General features: G+C 69.9%; 17 protein-coding genes and 2 tRNA genes. 15 read left to right on the top strand and 4 right to left on the bottom strand.

Going from position 1 to position 17,547, the window contains the following annotated elements:
• The first annotated feature begins 234 nt into the window (after window positions 1-234).
• Genes ACWDEW_RS35800 through ACWDEW_RS35790 form a run of 3 tightly spaced genes read left to right on the top strand, consistent with a single transcriptional unit; the run spans window position 235 to window position 2,974 of the window.
• Window positions 235-1,278 carry a chorismate-binding protein gene (locus ACWDEW_RS35800; protein ID WP_450518546.1) on the top strand — a complete coding sequence of 348 codons (1,044 nt, stop codon included), beginning with the start codon at window positions 235-237 and terminating at the stop codon, window positions 1,276-1,278.
• Window positions 1,275-2,096: an aminotransferase class IV gene (locus ACWDEW_RS35795; RefSeq protein ID WP_450518544.1), complete on the top strand. Its 822-nt coding sequence runs from the start codon at window positions 1,275-1,277 to the stop codon at window positions 2,094-2,096. The genes ACWDEW_RS35800 and ACWDEW_RS35795 overlap by 4 nt, the downstream gene beginning before the upstream one ends.
• A gap of 53 nt (window positions 2,097-2,149) precedes the next feature.
• Window positions 2,150-2,974: a GNAT family N-acetyltransferase gene (locus ACWDEW_RS35790; protein WP_450518551.1), complete on the top strand. Its 825-nt coding sequence runs from the start codon at window positions 2,150-2,152 to the stop codon at window positions 2,972-2,974.
• Window positions 2,975-2,988: 14 nt separating this feature from the next.
• Here ACWDEW_RS35790 and ACWDEW_RS35785 read toward each other — a convergent pair whose 3' ends face one another.
• On the bottom strand, window positions 2,989-3,504 hold the full coding sequence (locus tag ACWDEW_RS35785) for a DsbA family protein (RefSeq protein ID WP_450518542.1): 516 nt from the start codon (window positions 3,502-3,504) through the stop codon (window positions 2,989-2,991).
• 261 nt (window positions 3,505-3,765) lie between these two features.
• Here ACWDEW_RS35785 and ACWDEW_RS35780 point away from each other — a divergent pair, with 261 nt between their 5' ends.
• Both ACWDEW_RS35780 and ACWDEW_RS35775 read left to right on the top strand, forming a co-directional pair.
• Complete coding sequence (locus ACWDEW_RS35780; RefSeq protein WP_450518540.1) at window positions 3,766-4,209, top strand: hypothetical protein; 444 nt, start codon at window positions 3,766-3,768, stop codon at window positions 4,207-4,209.
• 164 nt (window positions 4,210-4,373) lie between these two features.
• Entirely contained in the window at window positions 4,374-4,526 is a 153-nt protein-coding gene (locus ACWDEW_RS35775; protein WP_019059824.1) for a hypothetical protein, read from the top strand.
• 48 nt (window positions 4,527-4,574) lie between these two features.
• On the opposite strand, the gene ACWDEW_RS35770 is transcribed toward ACWDEW_RS35775, so the two are convergent.
• Complete coding sequence (locus ACWDEW_RS35770) at window positions 4,575-5,141, bottom strand: CGNR zinc finger domain-containing protein (protein ID WP_450518538.1); 567 nt, start codon at window positions 5,139-5,141, stop codon at window positions 4,575-4,577.
• Between the two features lie 296 nt (window positions 5,142-5,437).
• Complete coding sequence (locus tag ACWDEW_RS35765) at window positions 5,438-5,851, bottom strand: SsgA family sporulation/cell division regulator (protein WP_004002642.1); 414 nt, start codon at window positions 5,849-5,851, stop codon at window positions 5,438-5,440.
• Window positions 5,852-6,042: 191 nt separating this feature from the next.
• Between ACWDEW_RS35765 and ACWDEW_RS35760 the strand changes: the two genes are divergently transcribed.
• The 7 genes from ACWDEW_RS35760 to ACWDEW_RS35730 all read left to right on the top strand — a co-directional run bounded on the left by ACWDEW_RS35760 (window position 6,043) and on the right by ACWDEW_RS35730 (window position 13,571).
• A complete protein-coding gene (locus ACWDEW_RS35760; protein ID WP_450518536.1) occupies window positions 6,043-6,519 on the top strand; it encodes a TIGR02611 family protein in 477 nt (158 codons plus the stop codon).
• A 78-nt stretch (window positions 6,520-6,597) separates the two neighbouring features.
• A tRNA-Val gene (locus ACWDEW_RS35755) sits at window positions 6,598-6,669 on the top strand.
• 344 nt (window positions 6,670-7,013) lie between these two features.
• Window positions 7,014-8,300 carry an ABC transporter substrate-binding protein gene (locus tag ACWDEW_RS35750; RefSeq protein WP_450518534.1) on the top strand — a complete coding sequence of 429 codons (1,287 nt, stop codon included), beginning with the start codon at window positions 7,014-7,016 and terminating at the stop codon, window positions 8,298-8,300.
• Entirely contained in the window at window positions 8,300-9,268 is a 969-nt protein-coding gene (locus ACWDEW_RS35745) for a carbohydrate ABC transporter permease (protein WP_450518532.1), read from the top strand. Before ACWDEW_RS35750 ends, ACWDEW_RS35745 begins: the two co-directional genes overlap by 1 nt.
• On the top strand, window positions 9,265-10,137 hold the full coding sequence (locus ACWDEW_RS35740) for a carbohydrate ABC transporter permease (RefSeq protein WP_450518530.1): 873 nt from the start codon (window positions 9,265-9,267) through the stop codon (window positions 10,135-10,137). The genes ACWDEW_RS35745 and ACWDEW_RS35740 overlap by 4 nt, the downstream gene beginning before the upstream one ends.
• Before the next feature lie 4 nt (window positions 10,138-10,141).
• The gene (locus ACWDEW_RS35735; protein ID WP_450518528.1) at window positions 10,142-10,732 is read left to right on the top strand and encodes a hypothetical protein; all 591 of its coding nucleotides are present in this window, start codon (window positions 10,142-10,144) and stop codon (window positions 10,730-10,732) included.
• A gap of 103 nt (window positions 10,733-10,835) precedes the next feature.
• A complete protein-coding gene (locus ACWDEW_RS35730; protein ID WP_450518527.1) occupies window positions 10,836-13,571 on the top strand; it encodes an exo-rhamnogalacturonan lyase family protein in 2,736 nt (911 codons plus the stop codon).
• A 7-nt stretch (window positions 13,572-13,578) separates the two neighbouring features.
• Here the strand turns inward: ACWDEW_RS35730 and ACWDEW_RS35725 are convergent, their stop codons facing one another.
• The gene (locus ACWDEW_RS35725; protein ID WP_450518525.1) at window positions 13,579-16,014 is read right to left on the bottom strand and encodes an SCO7613 C-terminal domain-containing membrane protein; all 2,436 of its coding nucleotides are present in this window, start codon (window positions 16,012-16,014) and stop codon (window positions 13,579-13,581) included.
• 65 nt (window positions 16,015-16,079) lie between these two features.
• Here ACWDEW_RS35725 and ACWDEW_RS35720 point away from each other — a divergent pair, with 65 nt between their 5' ends.
• The 3 genes from ACWDEW_RS35720 to ACWDEW_RS35710 all read left to right on the top strand — a co-directional run bounded on the left by ACWDEW_RS35720 (window position 16,080) and on the right by ACWDEW_RS35710 (window position 17,540).
• A complete protein-coding gene (locus ACWDEW_RS35720; protein WP_450518523.1) occupies window positions 16,080-16,526 on the top strand; it encodes an SRPBCC family protein in 447 nt (148 codons plus the stop codon).
• A 39-nt stretch (window positions 16,527-16,565) separates the two neighbouring features.
• Window positions 16,566-16,637, top strand: a tRNA-Val gene (locus ACWDEW_RS35715).
• A 234-nt stretch (window positions 16,638-16,871) separates the two neighbouring features.
• The gene (locus ACWDEW_RS35710; RefSeq protein ID WP_450518522.1) at window positions 16,872-17,540 is read left to right on the top strand and encodes a class I SAM-dependent DNA methyltransferase; all 669 of its coding nucleotides are present in this window, start codon (window positions 16,872-16,874) and stop codon (window positions 17,538-17,540) included.
• The last annotated feature ends 7 nt before the right edge of the window (window positions 17,541-17,547 follow it).

The raw sequence follows: 17,547 nt of genomic DNA, 5'->3' as shown, positions 1-17,547 counted from the left end.
AACTGGCGACCTCAACCTTGGCAAGGTTGCGCTCTACCAACTGAGCTACGTCCGCTTGTCGTTTCCGCTCGGCTTGCGCGTCGCGGCGACGAGTTGAACTCTAGCGGATTCCGGGGCCAGCACAAAAACGCGTTTGTGCAGCGTGCTGGCCTGCGACTACGGGAACTCACGGTCAGGGCAGCCACGGCGACACGGCCGGGCAACCTGTGAGACACCCGCCATAGACTCGACGGCGTGTCCCACCTCGTCCCTCTCGCCCGTTTCGGCGGCCGTGTCGCCACCGGTCTCCTCGATGTCACCAGCGATCCCGCGGCCCTGGACTCCACCGGCTTCTGGGCGGTCGCGGCCGACTTCGAGGGCCGTCTGACCTGCGCGCGCTTCCACGACGTACGACCCGAACCGGTCCCGGCACCCGTCCCCGGAGCCTGGCACGGCCCCACGACCGACGCCTGGGCCAGCTCCCTCGACCGCGCCGCCTACACCGCCGGCGTCCGCCGCATCCGGGAGCACATCGCGGCCGGCGAGGTCTACCAGGCCAACCTGTGCCGGGTACTCTCCGCCCCGGTGGCCCCCGACGCGGACGTCGACGCCCTCACCGCCCTGCTCGCACGCGGCAACCCGGCGCCGTACGCAGGAACGATCCGGCTGCCCGGTCACGGTGTCGAGATATCCACGGCGTCACCCGAACTCTTCCTGCGCCGCACCGGGCCGGCCGTCGAGTCCGGGCCGATCAAGGGCACCGGACGGACGGAGGCGGACCTGCTGCAGAAGGACTACGCCGAGAACGTGATGATCGTGGACCTGGTCCGCAACGACCTCGGGCGCGTCTGCGCCACGGGGACCGTGACCGTGCCGGACCTGTGTGTCGTCGAGAAGCACCCCGGTCTCGTCCATCTCGTGTCGACGGTCCGGGGCGAGCTGCCCACGGACGCGGGCTGGCCGGAGCTGCTGGCCGCCGCCTTCCCGCCCGGGAGTGTCACCGGCGCCCCCAAGTCCAGTGCCCTGCGCATCATCGACGCCCTGGAGACCGCGCCCCGCGGCCCCTACTGCGGGGGCATCGGCTGGGTCGACGCCGACCGGGGCACCGGCGAACTGGCCGTCGGCATCCGCACCTTCTGGATCGACCGCGCCGACGGCATGCTCCGCTTCGGCACCGGCGCCGGCATCACCTGGGGCTCGGACCCCGAGGGGGAGTGGCGGGAGACCGAGCTGAAGGCGTCACGGCTGCTCGCGGTAGCGTCGGGCGCGTACGAGGTGAGCGGAGGGGCTCTTTCATGAAGATCTGGCTCGACGGCGGGCTGCAGGACATCGAGTCCGCCCGCGTCTCCGTCTTCGACCACGGACTGACCGTGGGCGACGGCATTTTCGAGACGGTGAAGGCGACGGACGGGAAGACGTTCGCGCTGACCCGCCATCTCGACCGGCTGACCCGCTCCGCGCGCGGCCTCGGCCTCCCGGACCCCGACCTGGACGAGGTCCGCCGCGGTTGCGCGGCCGTCCTCGCCGCCAACCCGATGCCGTTCGGCAGGCTGCGCATCACGTACACGGGCGGCCACGGCCCCCTCGGATCGGACCGGGGCGAGCACGGACCGACCCTCGTGGTCGCCCTCGGCGAGGCGAAGCGCCGCCCCGACTCCACGGCCGTGGTCACCGTCCCCTGGACCCGCAACGAGCGCGGCGCCCTCGCCGGCCTCAAGACCACGTCCTACGCCGAGAACGTCGTCGCCCTCGCCCGCGCCCACCGACACGGCGCCTCCGAGGCCCTGTTCGCCAACACGGTCGGCCAACTCTGCGAAGGCACAGGGTCGAACGTCTTCGTCGTCCTGGACGGCGAGATCCACACCCCGCCGGTCACCTCCGGCTGCCTCGCCGGCATCACCCGCGCCCTGACCGTCGAATGGACCGGAGCCAGGGAGACCGACCTGCCGCTCGACGTCCTGGAGAGCGCCGACGAGGTCTTCCTGACGTCCTCGCTGCGCGACGTTCAGGCCGTCCACCTGCTCGACGACCGCCAACTCCCGGGCATGGCAGGGCCGGTGACCGCCAAGGCGATGCGCGTCTTCGACGAGCGGTCGGCCGACGACCTTGATCCGTAAATGCCCGGTTTACTGGGCTGACCTGGGGCTCCGGGTCGGGTAGAACACAGATGATGACCACGACCCTGCGGCCGACCGAGCCGCTTCAGCGCGAGGCCGACGGGACGCGTTCACGCCGTTACCAGGTGTGTGTGAACAGCCGTCCCGTCGGCGTGATACGCCTCGGCACGAGTCCGTTCTTCGGCGACTCGGTGGCCCAGATCCTGGACCTGGGCATCGAGGAACCGGACCGCCGGCGCGGCCGTGGCACGGTGGCCGCGCTCGCCGCCGAGGAGGTGGTGCGGGGGTGGGGCTGCGATCGGATCGAGGCATCCGTTCCCGCGGAGGCGGAGGCGGCGCTCAAGGTGGCGACCGCCCTCGGGTACGTCGTCCGCAACCGCCACATGGAGAAGCCGCTCGGCGACACCGCGCCCGAACTGCCTGCCGGGAGCCGGGGACGGCCCATGACCCAGGAGGAGTACGACCTCTGGAAGGAACTCGACACCGAGTCCTTCGTACGGAGTTGGACCGAGCGCGGAGTGCCCGAGGCCGAGGCCCGGACCAGGGCTCTGGAGAGCAACGCCGAACTGCTGCCCGACGGACTCGCCACCCCCGACATGACCTTCAGTGTCCTGGAACACGAAGGGATCGCGGTGGGCACGCTCTGGACGGGCCTCCATGACGGCAAGGAATTCGTCTACAAGGTCGAGTCCGACGCCCGTCACCGGGGCAAGGGGCACGGCCGTTCCCTGATGCTCCTGGCCGAGGCGCAGGGCATCGCGGCCGGACTACCGGCCATCCGGTTGAACGTCTTCCAGGGCAACACCCCGGCCGAGCGGCTCTACGAGTCACTCGGCTACGAGACGGTCGTCTACCACCTCTACAAGAGCCTGCTCTGAGGCCTCGCCGTTGCTCACTCGGCCCCGGCGAGCAGCCGGTCGGCGATCTCCTCGATGCGGGCGCGCAGCCCTTCCTGGCTCTTGCTGCCGTCGAGGCGTTCGCCGTCGATGACGTACGTCGGGGTGCCGGTCACGCCGATGGCCTTGCCCTCGGCCTGGTCGGCGTCGACGATCAGGATGTGCCGACCGTCGATCAGGGCGGTGTCGAACTCCTCGGCGTCCAGGCCGAGTTCGCCGGCCACCTCGACCAGGAAGGGTTCGCCCCCACGGTCCAGCGCCTCGACCCGGCCGAGCACGGCCTCGACGTAGTCCCAGCCCCGCCCCTGCTCCACGGCCTCCTCGGCGGCCTGCGCGGCGGCGAAGGAGTGCTTGTGCTTCTCCATGGGGAAGTGCCGCAGCCGCAGCTCCAGCCGGTCGCCGTAGCGGGCCCGTAGGGCGCGCAGATCGTCCAGCGCGGTGCGGCAGTCCGTGCACTGGAGCTCGCACCAGACGTCGAGGACGGGGGTGCGCGCGGAGGGGAGGTCACTCATGGCACCAGTCTCCCAGCCCCGGATCCACCGCCCCAACCGGGACCACGGGGTCCGAGTGACGCGGGCCGTACGACGCCGACCGGCACCTGGGGAGGATGCGACCCGGAGATGTCCCTGATGTCCTACCGAGGCATGGCATCCCGGGGACCGGACGGTGCAGGATGGAAGGGACGAAGTGCGACCTGCCGGGCCGGCGTGTCCGAGCGGACCGGCCGACCTCGTCCGACCGAGAGTGCCCGACGGAACTGCCTGGAGGACCGGATGATTGCCGAGACCGTCTGTTCCGCCGCCTCCGCGGCAGGCCTGGGCATCGCGGCGGTCACCGCGTACCGCAAGCGTTTTCTCTCCGCCGCCCGTATCGCCGCCTATTCGCTGGTGCCCGTCGGCCTGGTGATGACCGGGGTCGTCGGCTGGGCCGCCGACACCGCGTTCAGTCCCACGGCCTGGGCGGGCTTCGTCGTACTGGGCGGTGCCTGGCTGCTCTTCACCGGCACCCGCGCCGTCGAGCGCCGCCGTGGCGGCACCCGCAAGGAGCGCAGGGCGGCCCGGGAATCCGCCCGGCCCGACGCGGTGGCGCCGGCCGCCTCCGCGCCCTCCCTCGGTCCTGCCACGCGCCCGGCGACCCGGCCCGCCGCCGCGCCCCGCGCCCAGAGCGGGGACGACTTCAGCGACATCGAGGCCATCCTGAAGAAGCACGGCATATGACAGCCGCACAGCGACTGAAACGACACAGAGCGAGCCGGGTCCGCCGGTAAGTGTTCAGGACACGACGCGACCCGAAACGGACATCACGGAATTCGGCGAACTCCCTCTCCTATCGGGCGTGTTGATCGCGTGGGGGGTCTTCGCTGCGTCATCATCGCGGCGAGATGCTGGACACGACACAGAGCGACGCCGCGCCGCCGAAGGACGAGCCGCGCGGGTGCCTTTTCGCCCTTTCCCAGCCACCGCTGATGATCTTCCTTGCGGTGATCGGGTGTCTGCTGCTCATGGCCTCGCTGCACGACCTGCTGATGCTGTGAGCCGTACTCGTGGTCCCCGACGTCACCCGCCGGGGGCCACGACCTCATCTAGGCCGTGTCCGCGGCTTCCTTGCGCCGGGCCCGGTACGCGGCGACATGCAGCCGGTTTCCGCAGGTCCGGCTGTCGCAGTACCGGCGCGAGCGGTTCCGGGAGAGGTCGACGAAGGCGCGCCTGCAGTCGGGGGCCTCGCAGCGGCGCAGCCGCTCCTGCTCGCCGGCCACCACGAAGAACGCGAGTGCCATCCCGCAGTCGGCGGCGAGATGGTCGGCGACCGAGGCGCCGGGCGCGAAATAGTGCACGTGCCAGTCGTAGCCGTCGTGGTCCGTGAGGCGGGGGGTGGTGCCCGCGGCGGCGACCAGGTCGTTGATCAGTCCGGCGGCGGTCCGGGGGTCCGGCGCGGAGAAGACCGCGGTGAACCGGCCGCGGATCTTGCGCACGGCGGAGAGGTCGAACTCCGAGAGCACGCCGACATCGCTGATCTCGTGGTTTCGTACGAAATCCGCGAGCAGCGCGACGTCCGACAGTCCGTCCGGCGCCGCGGCGTCCTCCGGTGCGGTGTTCACCAGATCCACCACGGTGTCGAGGGCACACCGGGTGTCGTGGGTGATCAGCACGTTTAGCTCCCTGGCCTGGGGGTCGGGCGGGCGCCCGCCGATGCTGGCCGATGGTAGTGGCTTCCCGGAGGGTGGCCCCTGCCCTATGAACGCCTTCGTGCCCCGCGCGGTTCCCCGGACTCGCGGTTCCCCGGACTACGGAGAGTCGCCGGGAGCGGGCGCCGCGCCGCACGCACCGGCGCCGCCCCCGCGACGAATCGCGGCGACGGCGCCGGTGCGTGCCCTATGCGGTTGTCCATGCCCGAGCCGTCTCCCCGAGTTCGGACGGCGCGGGTGGTTCGGGTCGGGGCCTTGCGTTAGCTCTCCGCCAGGATGTGCGACAGCTCCTGATCCAGGTCGAAGTGCCGGTGCTCCGTGCCGGGTGGCACGGCGGCGTCCGTCCGCTTCAGGAAGGACTCCAGGGCCCGTGCGGGAGCCTCCAGCAGGGCTTCGCCCTCGGGAGAGCTCAGTGCGATGCAGACGACGCCCTGACCGTGACTACGGGATGGCCAGACACGGACGTCGCCGGTACCGGTGGGCCGGTGGAGGCCCTCCGCGAGAAGGTCGCGGGCGAACACCCACTCGACGGTCTCCTCGGCTCCGGTGTGGAAGGTGGCGTGCACGGCGTAGGGGTCGGCCGTGTCGTACCTCAGGCCTGCGGGGACAGGCAGGGATGACTCGCTCGACACAACGAGGCGCAGGTGCAGCTCGCAGCTGACCGTGGTGTTCATAAGCGCCAGGGCCTTTCGCTCAGTGTGCGCTCGGGGATTCGCACGTCGGCGAAATCGACATGCCACCTACGGTGCCGTTGTAAACCCCTCTGAGTGTTTTGCGTGCCTTTACGTAACTCTTCCGGCCGAGAGCTCGATCGCTCGGTGCGGCCATTCCGGTGACTGGTTTCCCTCGGGTAGGGTTTGTCCGTATGAATACGGGGAGTGACGGGCCGGGTGAGGTTGTCGTGGCGTCGGACGAAGCGGCCGACCAGACGCCGGACGGGACAAAGGCGGACGGGGCGCGGGACGAGCGGGGGCTCGGTTCCAAGGCGCCGGAATTCATCAAGGCACGCCGTGCGCTGCACGTGAGCTGGCAGGTCGGCGTGTTCGTCGTCGGCCTCGCGGTCGTGGCCGCCGGCATCGTCATGCTGCCGCTGCCGGGACCCGGCTGGGTGGTGATCTTCGGCGGTATGGCGATCTGGGCGACCGAGTTCGTCTGGGCCCAGCTCGTGCTCCGCTGGACGAAGCGCAAGGTCACCGAGGCTGCGCAGCGCGCGCTCGACCCCGCCGTGCGCCGCCGCAACATCGTCCTGACCTCGATCGGCCTGGTGATCGTGGTCGCCCTGGTGGGCGTCTACGTCTGGAAGTTCGGTGTCGTGATGCCCTGGAAGATCAAGGACCAGTGACCCGTCGGCGGCGCCCGGGCGCCTTCCCGAGCTGGTCGGAGGCACCTGCTGACATGGGGTAATGTTCTCCGTGCGTCCGGGCGATTAGCTCAGTGGGAGAGCGCTTCGTTCACACCGAAGAGGTCACTGGTTCGAACCCAGTATCGCCCACCCGGACCGACGGCCCGCCTGTGATCACGCAGGCGGGCCGTCGTCGTTCGCCCGTCGGCGACGAGAGATCAACTCCCTGTCGCCCAGGCCTTTTTCGGCCGCCGGTGGATGGGATGCGGCAGGCCGCTTTCTGTTCGGCGGGCCGACCGCGGTCGCCTCACCTGCGGTGTCCGCCCCGCCGCTCCGGCCGCGCGCCCGGTGGCGCCGTCGTGGCGCTCAGCCGGTCCACAAGAAATTCCTGTCCGAATCATTGACGCACCCCGAGGGCCTCCGTAACTTGTGCCAGCAAGCGCTTACTTGAAACGATTCATGCAGGTGCAACGACGCTACGGGGAGGGCCCGTCATGGGAACCGGCACGAATGTGGAGAGGCGTACGGTCTTGAAGGCCGCCGGAGTCTCGGCGGTCACGCTGGGGCTGGCCGCGACGGCTTGCGGCGGCGACGGCGGCACGTCCGCGGACGGGACGGTGACGATCCGTTACTCGTGGTGGGGTGCCGAGGAGCGGGCGAAAAAGATCAATCAGTCCATCGCGCTCTTCGAGAAGAAGTATCCGAAGATCAAGGTGAAGACGGACTTTCAGACGTATCAGTCGTTCTGGGAGAAGTTCCAGACGCAGGCCGCGGGCGGAAATCCGCCGGACGTATTCCAGAACGCCGTCGGATTTCTTCGGAAGTACGACAGGAGGGGCATTCTTCTCGACCTCAACTCACAGGTAAAAGCAGGCAATCTGAGCCTGGATCACTTCCGTGCGGGTGTCACCAAGGTGGGTGAGGTCGACGGAAAGCAGCTCGGTGTTCCGGTCGGCTCCAACACCATGGCGCTGGTCATCGACAAAAAGGTGTTCGAGAGGGCGGGCGTCGATCCGGCCACGGGCTGGACCTGGGACGACTACTTCAAGGCCCTCAAGACGATCCACGACAAGACCAAAGTCCCCGGCGACACGGGCTACTTCGCCATCATGTACCTGTACGACCTCTACCTCCGCCAGAACGGCAAGGCGTTCTTCACCAAGGACGGGCTCGGTTTCGACAAGTCCGATCTGACGGAGTGGTGGACGGACGGCTACGGCCGGGTGAAGGCCGGAATCGTCACCGACCCGAAGATCGTCGCCCAGGACCAGCCCAAGTCGTCGCTCTCCGCCGGGCACGGAGCCTCGGAGTTCACCTGGGACAACTTCACGGTCCGCTACTCGGCGGAGGGCAGCAGCACCTACGGCCTCGCCCCGATCCCGACCATGGACGGCAAGCACACCGGCCAGTACCTCGCCTCGCTGATGCTGAGCGCCTCCGCCCACACCTCGCACCCCAAGGAAGCCGCGCAGTTCATCGACTTCATGGTCCACGACCCGGCGGTCGGCCAGATCATGGGCTACGACCGCGGCATCCTGGCGAGCACCGAGCAGTACGCGGCGTTCAAGCCCACCGACGCGGTGAGCAAGGAGATCGCGCAGTACGAGGACACCACCGCCAAGTCCGGCGTCCTCGGCACGATCACCCCGCACCCCTCCGGCGCCGACACCGTCGAGGCCTCCTTCCTGCGCATCGGCGGTGACCTCGGCCAGGGGAAGACCAAGGTCACGGACGCGGTGAAACAGTTCTTCACCGAGTCCGAGGCCGCCTTCCAAGCCTGATGGGAACCGCCGTGACGCTCGTCAAGGACTCCGTGCCCGCCACCCGGAAGGCACGCCCCGCCGCCCCCGTCACCAAGGGGCGGCGGGGCGGCCGGGAGAACCTCGCCGGCTATCTCTTCATGTCCCCCTGGATCGCGGGCTTCCTGCTGCTGACCGCGGGCCCCATGGCCGCCTCGCTCTACTTCGCGTTCACCGACTACAACCTCTTCAACAGCCCGAAGTGGGTCGGCTTCGACAACTTCACCGCGATGTTCGACGACCCGCGCTGGCGGAAGTCGGTCGAGGTGACGGCGAAGTACGTGATCATCGGCACCCCGCTGAAGCTGCTGCTAGCCCTCGGCGTCGCCCTGCTGCTGGCCCAGAGCCGCCGCGGCCAGGCCTTCTACCGGGCCGCCTTCTACGCCCCCTCGCTGATCGGCGCGAGCGTCTCGATCGGCTTCGTCTGGCGGTCGCTCTTCTCCGACGGCGCCGTGGTGGACCGTACGCAGTCCTTCCTCGGCTTCCATGTCGGCGGCTGGGTCGGCAACGCCGACTGGGTCCTCTACTGTCTGGTGGCGCTGACCGTCTGGCAGTTCGGGGCGCCCATGGTCATCTTCCTGGCCGGGCTCAAACAGGTGCCCCAGGAGCTGTACGAGGCCGCCGAGATGGACGGCGCCGGACCGTTCCGCCGTTTCTGGAGCATCACGCTGCCGATGATTTCCCCGGTGCTGTTCTTCAACGTGCTGCTGGAGACCATCCACTCGTTCCAGATCTTCGGCTCGGCCTACGTCGTCTCCAACACGTACTGCGGTCCCGCCGACGCCACGCTCGTCTACACCTGTTACCTCTACCAGAAGGGCTTCAAGGACGCCCAGATGGGCTTCGCCGCCGCGATGGCCTGGATGCTGCTGCTCGCCGTGGCCCTGGTGACGGCCGTCCTCTTCTGGTCCCAGAAGAAGTGGGTGCACTACGAGGAGGACGCTCGATGAGCGCCACCACCACGAAGCCACCCGCCCTCGGCCGCCGGCACACCGGTTCCCTGGTCTGGCACCTCGGCGCGCTGCTGATCCTCGCGGTGATCCTCTATCCGGTGCTCTGGGTCGTCGGCGCCTCGTTCAAGCCGAGCAAGGACATCATCAACAGCCTCCAGCTGTTCCCGGGCCACCCGATCCTGTCCAACTTCAAGGGCCTCGCCGACGGCATAGCCGACATCAAGATCTGGACCTTCTTCGAGAACTCCCTCTTCTACGCCCTCGGTTCGGTCGTCGGCATCCTCGTCTCCTGTTCCCTCACGGCCTACGCCTTCGCCCGCATCCGGTTCGCCGGCCGCAATCTGCTCTTCTCCCTGATGATCGGCACGCTCCTGCTGCCGTACCACGTACTGCTGATCCCGCAGTACGTGATGTTCCAGAAGCTCCACCTGGTCAACACCTACGTCCCGTTGCTCATCGGCAAGTACCTGGCGACCGAGGCGTTCTTCGTCTTCCTGATGGTGCAGTTCATGCGGAACCTGCCGAAGGAACTGGACGAGGCGGCGCGGCTCGACGGCTGCGGGCACCTGCGGATCTACTGGTCGATCGTGCTGCCGCTGTGCCGGCCCGCGCTCATCACCAGCGCGATCTTCACCTTCATCAACGCCTGGAACGACTTCATGGGGCCGCTGATCTACCTCAACGAACCGGGCAAGTACACGGTCTCGTTGGGCCTGATGATGTTCCGCGACTCCGACGGAGTGGCGGCCAACTACGGCGGCATGATCGCCATGTCGCTGGTCGCGCTGCTGCCGGTGCTGCTGTTCTTCCTCGCCTTCCAGCGATACCTGATCGACGGTATGGCGACCTCCGGACTGAAGGGCTGAGGCGGTGGCCGGAGCACGTGTGAAGGCACGGAAGGAATCGGTCTTCGCCGAGCGGTTCGCGGTGTTCGCCGAATGTCTGCTCACCGGAGTGTGGATCGCCGTCGCCTCGGCGGGAGTTGTCACCTACCCCGCCGCGTTCGCCGCCGGGGCACGGCACTTGAGGCGCCGTACCGGTCATGTAGGCGGTGGCTGGCGGGAGTTCGTCGCGGACTTCCGGACGGCGGTGCGCGGCGGGTGGGTCGTCGGTCTCGCGGGGTGGGGTGCGGCGGCCGCCGTGTGGGTGGACGTCCAGGCCGTACGGGCTGGGTTGCCCGGGGGGCCGCTGGTCGGTGCCGTCGGGGTGTTCGCGCTGCTCGGGATCGTCGTCGCCGGGATGCGTGCGGCGGCGGTCTGGGCGCCGGGGGACACCTGGCGGGCCCTGCTCGCCGCGGCCGGTCGCCGCACCGTGCTCGACCCGGCCGGTTCCTTCCTGCTCGTCGGCGGACTGGTCCTCGTCGGCTGTTCCGCCCTGCTCATCGCGCCCTTGGCGGTCCCCGTGCTGGGGGCCGTCGCCGCGGCGGCCGTCGCGGTGGAGGAGCGGTACCGGCACCGCTGACGGGCGCTTCTACGGCAGCGGACCGGCCGCTGTCGCATCTCTCTCTGTCATGCCCCTGACCAGACGGACTGGAAGAAAGCTTCCCGCACGGAAAGGAAAGGCCATGTCTCCCATCCCTCGCAGGTCCCTCCTCAAGGCCGCCGCTGCCGCCGGCGCCGCCGCGCAGTTCAGCTGGGCGCTAGGGGCGAAAGACGCCCAGGCCGCGCCCAGAGCCGCGGCGGCCGACGACGATCCGGTGACCCTCGACTGGCTGGAGGAGGGCGGTCTCGGTGCCGCGCCCGGTTCGACCGTCGGTGTGCCGTGGCCGATGGGCGCGTACCAGGAGGGTCAGACCTTCGCGCTCACGGATGCCGAGGGCACGGCCGTTCCGGTGCAGTCCTGGCCCATCGCCTACTGGCCCGACGGATCGCTCAAGTGGACCGCGCACGCGGTGAGTTCGGGGTTCGGGAAGCTCACGCTCGCCGCCGGGGACACGGCCGCCCCCGACAAGAAGGTCACCGTCGACAAGAGCGGCGGCACCATCGACGTGTCGACCGGGGTCATCACCGCGAAGATCGGCAAGAACGGCTCCACCCTCATCAAGTCGGTCACCCGGGGCGGCACGGAGATCGCCAGGAACGGCCGGCTCGTCCTCATCCGCCAGCCGGAGATCGAGGACGAGGACCAGGGCTCGGTGAGGACCGAGCGCTTCGACGGCGTGATCGGCGAGGTCATCGTCGAACAGGACGGCCCGGTAAGGGCGGTGGTCCGCATCGACGGCAAACACCGCAAGAGCGGCCGGAGTTGGCTGCCGTTCTCGATCCGCCTCTACTTCTACGCGGGCGCCGACTCCTTCCGCATGGTGCACACGATCACCTTCGACGGGACCGTGGAGCCGGGCAGGGCGAGCGGCGACTTCATCCGCGGGCTCGGCGTCCGCTTCACCGTGCCGATGCGGGACCAGGCCTACGACCGCCACATCCGCATCGGCGGCGAAGGAACCGGCCTGCTGCGCGAGGCGGTTCAGGGCATCACGGGTCTGCGCCGGGACCCGGGCGCGAGCGTCCAGGCCGCCCAGTACGCGGGCCAGAAGCTGGCCGATCCCTCCACCTGGGACCAGCGGGTCACGACCCGCCTCCAGTACATCCCCAAGTGGGGCGACTACACCCTCTCCCAGCTCTCCGCCGACGGCTTCACCCTGCGCAAGCGCACCACCAAGGGCCACGGCTGGATCGCGGCCGGCGGTGGCGGACACGCCTCCGGATTCGGGTACGTCGGCGGGGCGAGCGGCGGATTCTCCTTCGGACTGCGGGACTTCTGGGAGAAGTTCCCCGCCCAGCTCGACATCCGCGACGCCCACACCGACGAGGCCGAGGTCACCCTCTGGCTCTGGTCCCCCGAGGCCCAGCCCATGGACCTGCGCTTCTACCACGACGGCATGGGCCAGGACACGTATGCCGAACAGCTCCAAGGTCTCGAAATCACCTACGAGGACTACGAACCCGAGTTCGGCACCCCGTACGGCATCGCCCGCACCTCCGAACTCCTCTTCTGGGCCAACGAGTCGACACCGGCACCGGAGGCGCTCGCCCAACAGGTCGAAGCGGTACGGGTGTTGCCCCAACTCGCGGCCCCGCCCGCGCAGTTGATCAAGTCCAAGGTCTTCGGCCCCGGCCTCTACTCCGAGCCCGACCGCTCCACCGCCGCCAAGGCGAAGATCGAGGACCACCTCGACTTCCTCTTCACCTACTACAAGGACCAGGTGGCGCAACGCCGTTGGTACGGCTTCTGGGACTACGGCGACTTCATGCACTCGTACGACTCCGTGCGCCACCAGTGGCGGTACGACGTCGGCGGCTACGCCTGGGACAACTCCGAGCTGTCGCCGGACATCTGGCTCTGGTTCGCGTACATCCGCTCGGGCCGCTCGGACATCTTCCGCTTCGCCGAGGCGCTCACCCGGCACACCGGCGAGGTCGACGTCTACCACCTCGGCCAGTGGGCCGGCCTGGGCACCCGGCACGGCGTCCAGCACTACGCCGACAGCGCCAAGCAGCAGCGCATCGCCAACACCACCTACCGGCGCTACTACTACTTCCTCACCGCGGACGAACGCGTCGGCGACCTCATGGCGGCCAACGTCGACTCCGACGAGACGTTCCTCGTTCTCGACCCGATCCGCAAGATCCGCACCGAGCCGTACACGCCCGACCGGCACGCCCTGTCGATCGGATTCGGCACGGACTGGAGCGGGTTGGTGTCGGCGTGGCTGACGGAGTGGGAGCGCAAGGGCCCCAAGTGGGAGAAGGCGAAAGCGCGCGTCCTGTCCACGATGGAGACAATCGCCGCCCAGCCCAACGGATTTGTGCAGGGCAGCGGGCTGTACGACCTCGACACGGGCAAGTTCGCCGTCGCGTCCGCGCCCGTGGTCTCCGTCTCGCACCTCTCGGCGGTCTTCGGCCTCAACGAGCTGTGCGCGGAGCTGATCTACCTCGTCGACATGCCCAAGTTCAAGGAGGTGTACATGGATTACTGCCGCTACTTCAACGCCTCCAAGACCGAACAGGCGGCACGCTACGGCTCCAACTTCGGCACCCTGCTGCTCTTCCAGGGCCATTCACGCCTCGACGCCTACGCCGCCGTACAACTCGACGACGCGACGCTCGCCAAGCGGGCCTGGACGAAGTTCTACAGCTCGGACGGCTATATGGAGACCTCGCCCTGGAAGACGGAGGCGCTGAACGGCCCGGTCACCCTCGTCCCGGGCAGCGAGGCCGCGTGGGTGTCCTCCAACGACACCGCGCTGTACGGCCTCGCCGCCATCGAGAACCTGGCGCTGCTCGGCGACAAGATGCCGTAGCGCAGGGCTAGTTCATTCTCCCCAGGACCTCCCGCACCCGCCGGGCGTCCCGGATCCGCTGCTCGTAGGTCGCGCCGATGGCGAGCAGCAGCAGTCCGGCGAGGGCGGGAGGTGCCCAGCGGGGGAGGGCGCCGACGACCTGGGCGAGGTACGGGGCGAGTTCGTGCAGCGCGTCCAGCGCGAGGGTGGTGCCGCCGAGGACGAGGGGTGCCTGCAGACGGTGCCGGGCTCCCAGCAGGGTGACGGCCAGCGCGGCCGTGCCCAGCAGCAGCGGGCGCGTCCAGTGCGGGTCCGTCCAGGCCGCGAGGAGGCTCGGTGCGAGCGTGACGGTGAGCCCGGGGCCGTAGGCCGTCCAGGACGTGGCGCTCGGGTCGCGGCGCCTGCGCAGCGCGCCGACGAACAGCGCGGGGGCGGTCACCGGCAGCGTGTACGCCTCGGGGTCGGTGACGTTCCAGGTGCCCAGCCGCACCCAGCCGGCGAGGACGAAGAGAGCGGCGGCCGCATAGCCGAGGCCTCTGCGCTCGGGCCGTATCGCCGTACCCGCCACGATCACCCCACACAGGGCCAATACCAGTGCCAGCAGGGGCAGTTCGGCAGTCGCGAGATCGATCGCGATGAGAGCTGACGCAGCCCCGGTGATCTCGATGGCCTTCGTGGTGGCCGGGTCGGCGACGCGTGCCGCGAGCAGTGCTGCGGTCGCCGGAACGAGGAGCACCAGCAGTGCCATGTGCTGTGGCTGCCAGTCGAGGGAGGCGCCCACCGCGCAGGCCAGGGCCGTGGCGTAGCCGAGGGAGGCGGCGGCGGATCCCGGTGCGAGGCGTCCGCGCCAGGCGGCCGCCGCGAACACGGCGGTCAGCGACGCGAGGACGGCGAGGGTGGCAGGCTCGGCGGCCAGGGCGAGGCAGGCGAGGCTGAGAGAGGTGACCAGGGCGAGCGTGGTCGCCACGCGGTCCCTGAGCGCGAGCAGGGCCATGACCGCGCCCCCGTGCACCAACAGACCGACGTTGTACGGCAGTTGCAGCGCGGTCGGGAGGGTGAGTGCAGCCGCCCAGGTCAGGGCGAGGGCGGCGGTCAGTGCCTGGGGGCGCCACTGGGCGGCGCGGACCGAGAAGGCCAGCACCGCGGCAACTGTCAGCAGAACCAGGGGGGTTGTGGTCGCGTGCGCCGGCCAGTAGGTGTCCGTCGCCGCCGCTTCACGCGCGTCGCCGGGCGCGCCGGACCACGCACGGGACAGCCACGCGGCCGGGCCGAGCAGCGTGACGCCGACGGCGGGCAGCGTCCACAGCACCGCGCTCGCCTGCACGACACCGCAGGCCCGGCCGAGGCCGTCGCGTACGTGCTGGGGGAGTCGGCCCCGTACCAGTGCCAACAGGGCGATTCCGCACGCCAGATACCCGGGAACCGTCCAGTCGGCGGGCAGGGCCGCGCGCAGCATTCCGCCGAGCGCGGCGACCACGAACAGGCCGCCCGCCGCTGCCGTACTCGTCCGGAGGCCACGGCCCGAAGCGAGCCACGCGGCGCCGAACGCGCCCGCCGCCGCGAGGGCGAAGAGCGCCGCCGCACGGGCGGCGGCGCCCGGACCGGCCGCATCCAGGGAGATGAGACCGGTCGCCAGTACGCCCCAGCCACCCATGCCGAACGCACCGCCGGCGGCGACGGCACGAACGGCCTTCGGAGTGGCCCGGAGCGCGACAACCATGTCGGTCACGGCGGTCAGCAGCACCGCCGCCGTGATCGTACGAAGGCCCCCGCCGGCCGCGATCGCCCAGAGAATCAGGGGGAGTTGGGCGACCGCGAGCGCGGCGGGGAGGGGGAGGAGAAGGGTCGGTGAGGCGGGTGCGGTGGTCGGGTCGGCGCGGGTGACGGCCGGGCGGGGGAGCTCCGCCGTCCCGATGCCGTACGCCGCCCACACCACCGCGAGCACCGCCGACGCGGCAGCCGCGAACGCGGCGCCGTCCCCGCCCGGGAACGCGACCTCGTGCAGCGCGTAGGTGTCCAGCACCGTCAGGACCAGACCGATGCCCGCGATCGACTCGGCCGTGGAACGCAGGCCCCGCCGCAGCAGCGCCACGGGCGCGCCGAGCGCCGCCAGGGTCACCGCGCCGAGCACCAGCGCCCGGCCCGCGATCCCCATGCTCCCCCAGCTGACCAGCGTGAACGCCGTCGCGGCGAGGGCGAGCAGGATGCCGCCGAGCACGAGCAGCAGGTTCTGCACACCGGGTGCGGTGGCCTCGCGGCGGGGCGGCACGGCCGGCAGTGGCGGTGGCGCGGGCGCGGACCAGGTCGGCTGAAGCACGGTCAGCAGCCAGGCCCGACGGTGCAGCAACTGCGCACGGCGGGCGTCCAGTTGGCGCAGCTCGGCATCGAGGAGCCGCAACTCCACGGCCGGGGGCGGAATGTGCGTCATGACTCGGAGTGTGGCGCCCGTCACGCCGTACGGCATGAGTACGCGTACTCAAAGGCCCCCGATTGCCGGGAGACGGGCCTTTCAGTGGGCAGACTCCCGCCATGGACTGGACCCACTACCGCTTCCGCGCCCGGTGGGAGCTGCCCGTGCCGGCCGCCGTCGTCTACCCGGTCCTGGAGCGGGCGGAGGAGTATCCGCTCTGGTGGCCGCAGGTGCGTGAAGTCAACCGGCTCGACGACACCACCGGCGTCATCCGCATACGCGCGAGCCTGCCGTACGCCCTGACCTTCACCGCGCGCGAAGTGCGGCGCGATCCGGCCGCCGGAGTGCTGGAGATCGCCATGACCGGCGACCTGGAGGGCTGGGCGCGCTGGACGCTCACGGCCGACGGCTCCGGCACGCTCGCCCGCTACGACCAGGAGGTCGACCTGAACCGGCCGCTGCTCAGGTGTTTCGCGGTACCCGGGCGGCCGGTGTTCCGGCTCAATCACGCGCTGATGATGCGGTCCGGACGGCGCGGGCTGCTCGCACACCTGGAAGCGGTTTGAAGGAAACCGGCGGGGGCCTGTATTGTTCAGTCCGTTCCCGGGCGATTAGCTCAGTGGGAGAGCGCTTCGTTCACACCGAAGAGGTCACTGGTTCGAACCCAGTATCGCCCACCGGGAAAGGCCGGTCCGCAGCAGCGGGCCGGTTTTTTCGTGTCCGGGCACGTCTTCGTGTCCGCTGCGCGTCTTGAGGTTCGTGCTGGTGGTGTTCGGTGGGCCCGGCGCCGCCTGCCGGGCACCGTGTCTTGATCCCCCTGCCACGGCACCGGACCGAACCTGCCCGACCAGGACGCGGGTTGCCCCGCTCCGGGCGCTGCCCGTGTCAGTGGCACCCGCTACGTTCCCGGGATGGTCGAACTGGACTCCCTCCCCGCCACCCGCGACGCCTACGACGCCGTCGCGACGCGTTATGCACAGCACTTCGCCGACACTCTGCGCGATCGGCCGCTTGAGCGTGCGCTGCTGGCCGCCTTCGCCGAGTCGGTGCGCGCCGGTGGTCAGGACGTGGTCGCGGATCTGGGCTGCGGACCCGGGCATGTCACCGCTCATCTGGGGCGGTTGGGACTGTGTGCGTTCGGGGTGGACGCGTCGCCCGCGATGATCGGGCTGGCACAGGAGGCCAACCCGGAGTTTCGCTTCGAGGTGGGCTCGATGGCAGCACTCGACATCGCGGACGGCGCGCTGGGCGGGGTGCTCTCACGATCCTCGATCATCCACATCCCACCGCAGGACCTCCCGGCCGTGCTCGCGGAGTTCGCCCGGGTCCTGGCCCCTGGCGGCCACCTCCTGATCAGCTGCTACGCCACCGACGACTCCGCGATTCCCACACAGTCCTTCGACCACTCGGTGATGACGGCCTATCGCTGGTCGCCCGACCGCCTGGCGGGGCTGCTGCGCGATGTCGGCATGCGCGAGACCGCCCGAGTGCTGTGCGAGCCGAAGCCCTCCGACAAGCGGCAGTTCAAGGAGCTGCAATTGCTGGCGACCAAGAAGCAGCCGACTTCCGGCGCCCCGTAGGAGAACT

The sequence above is a fragment of the Streptomyces sp. NPDC001100 genome (genome assembly GCF_053598575.1).
The sequence above is the reverse complement of the archived record's forward strand: the minus strand, read 5'-3'. Positions and strand labels throughout refer to the sequence as shown.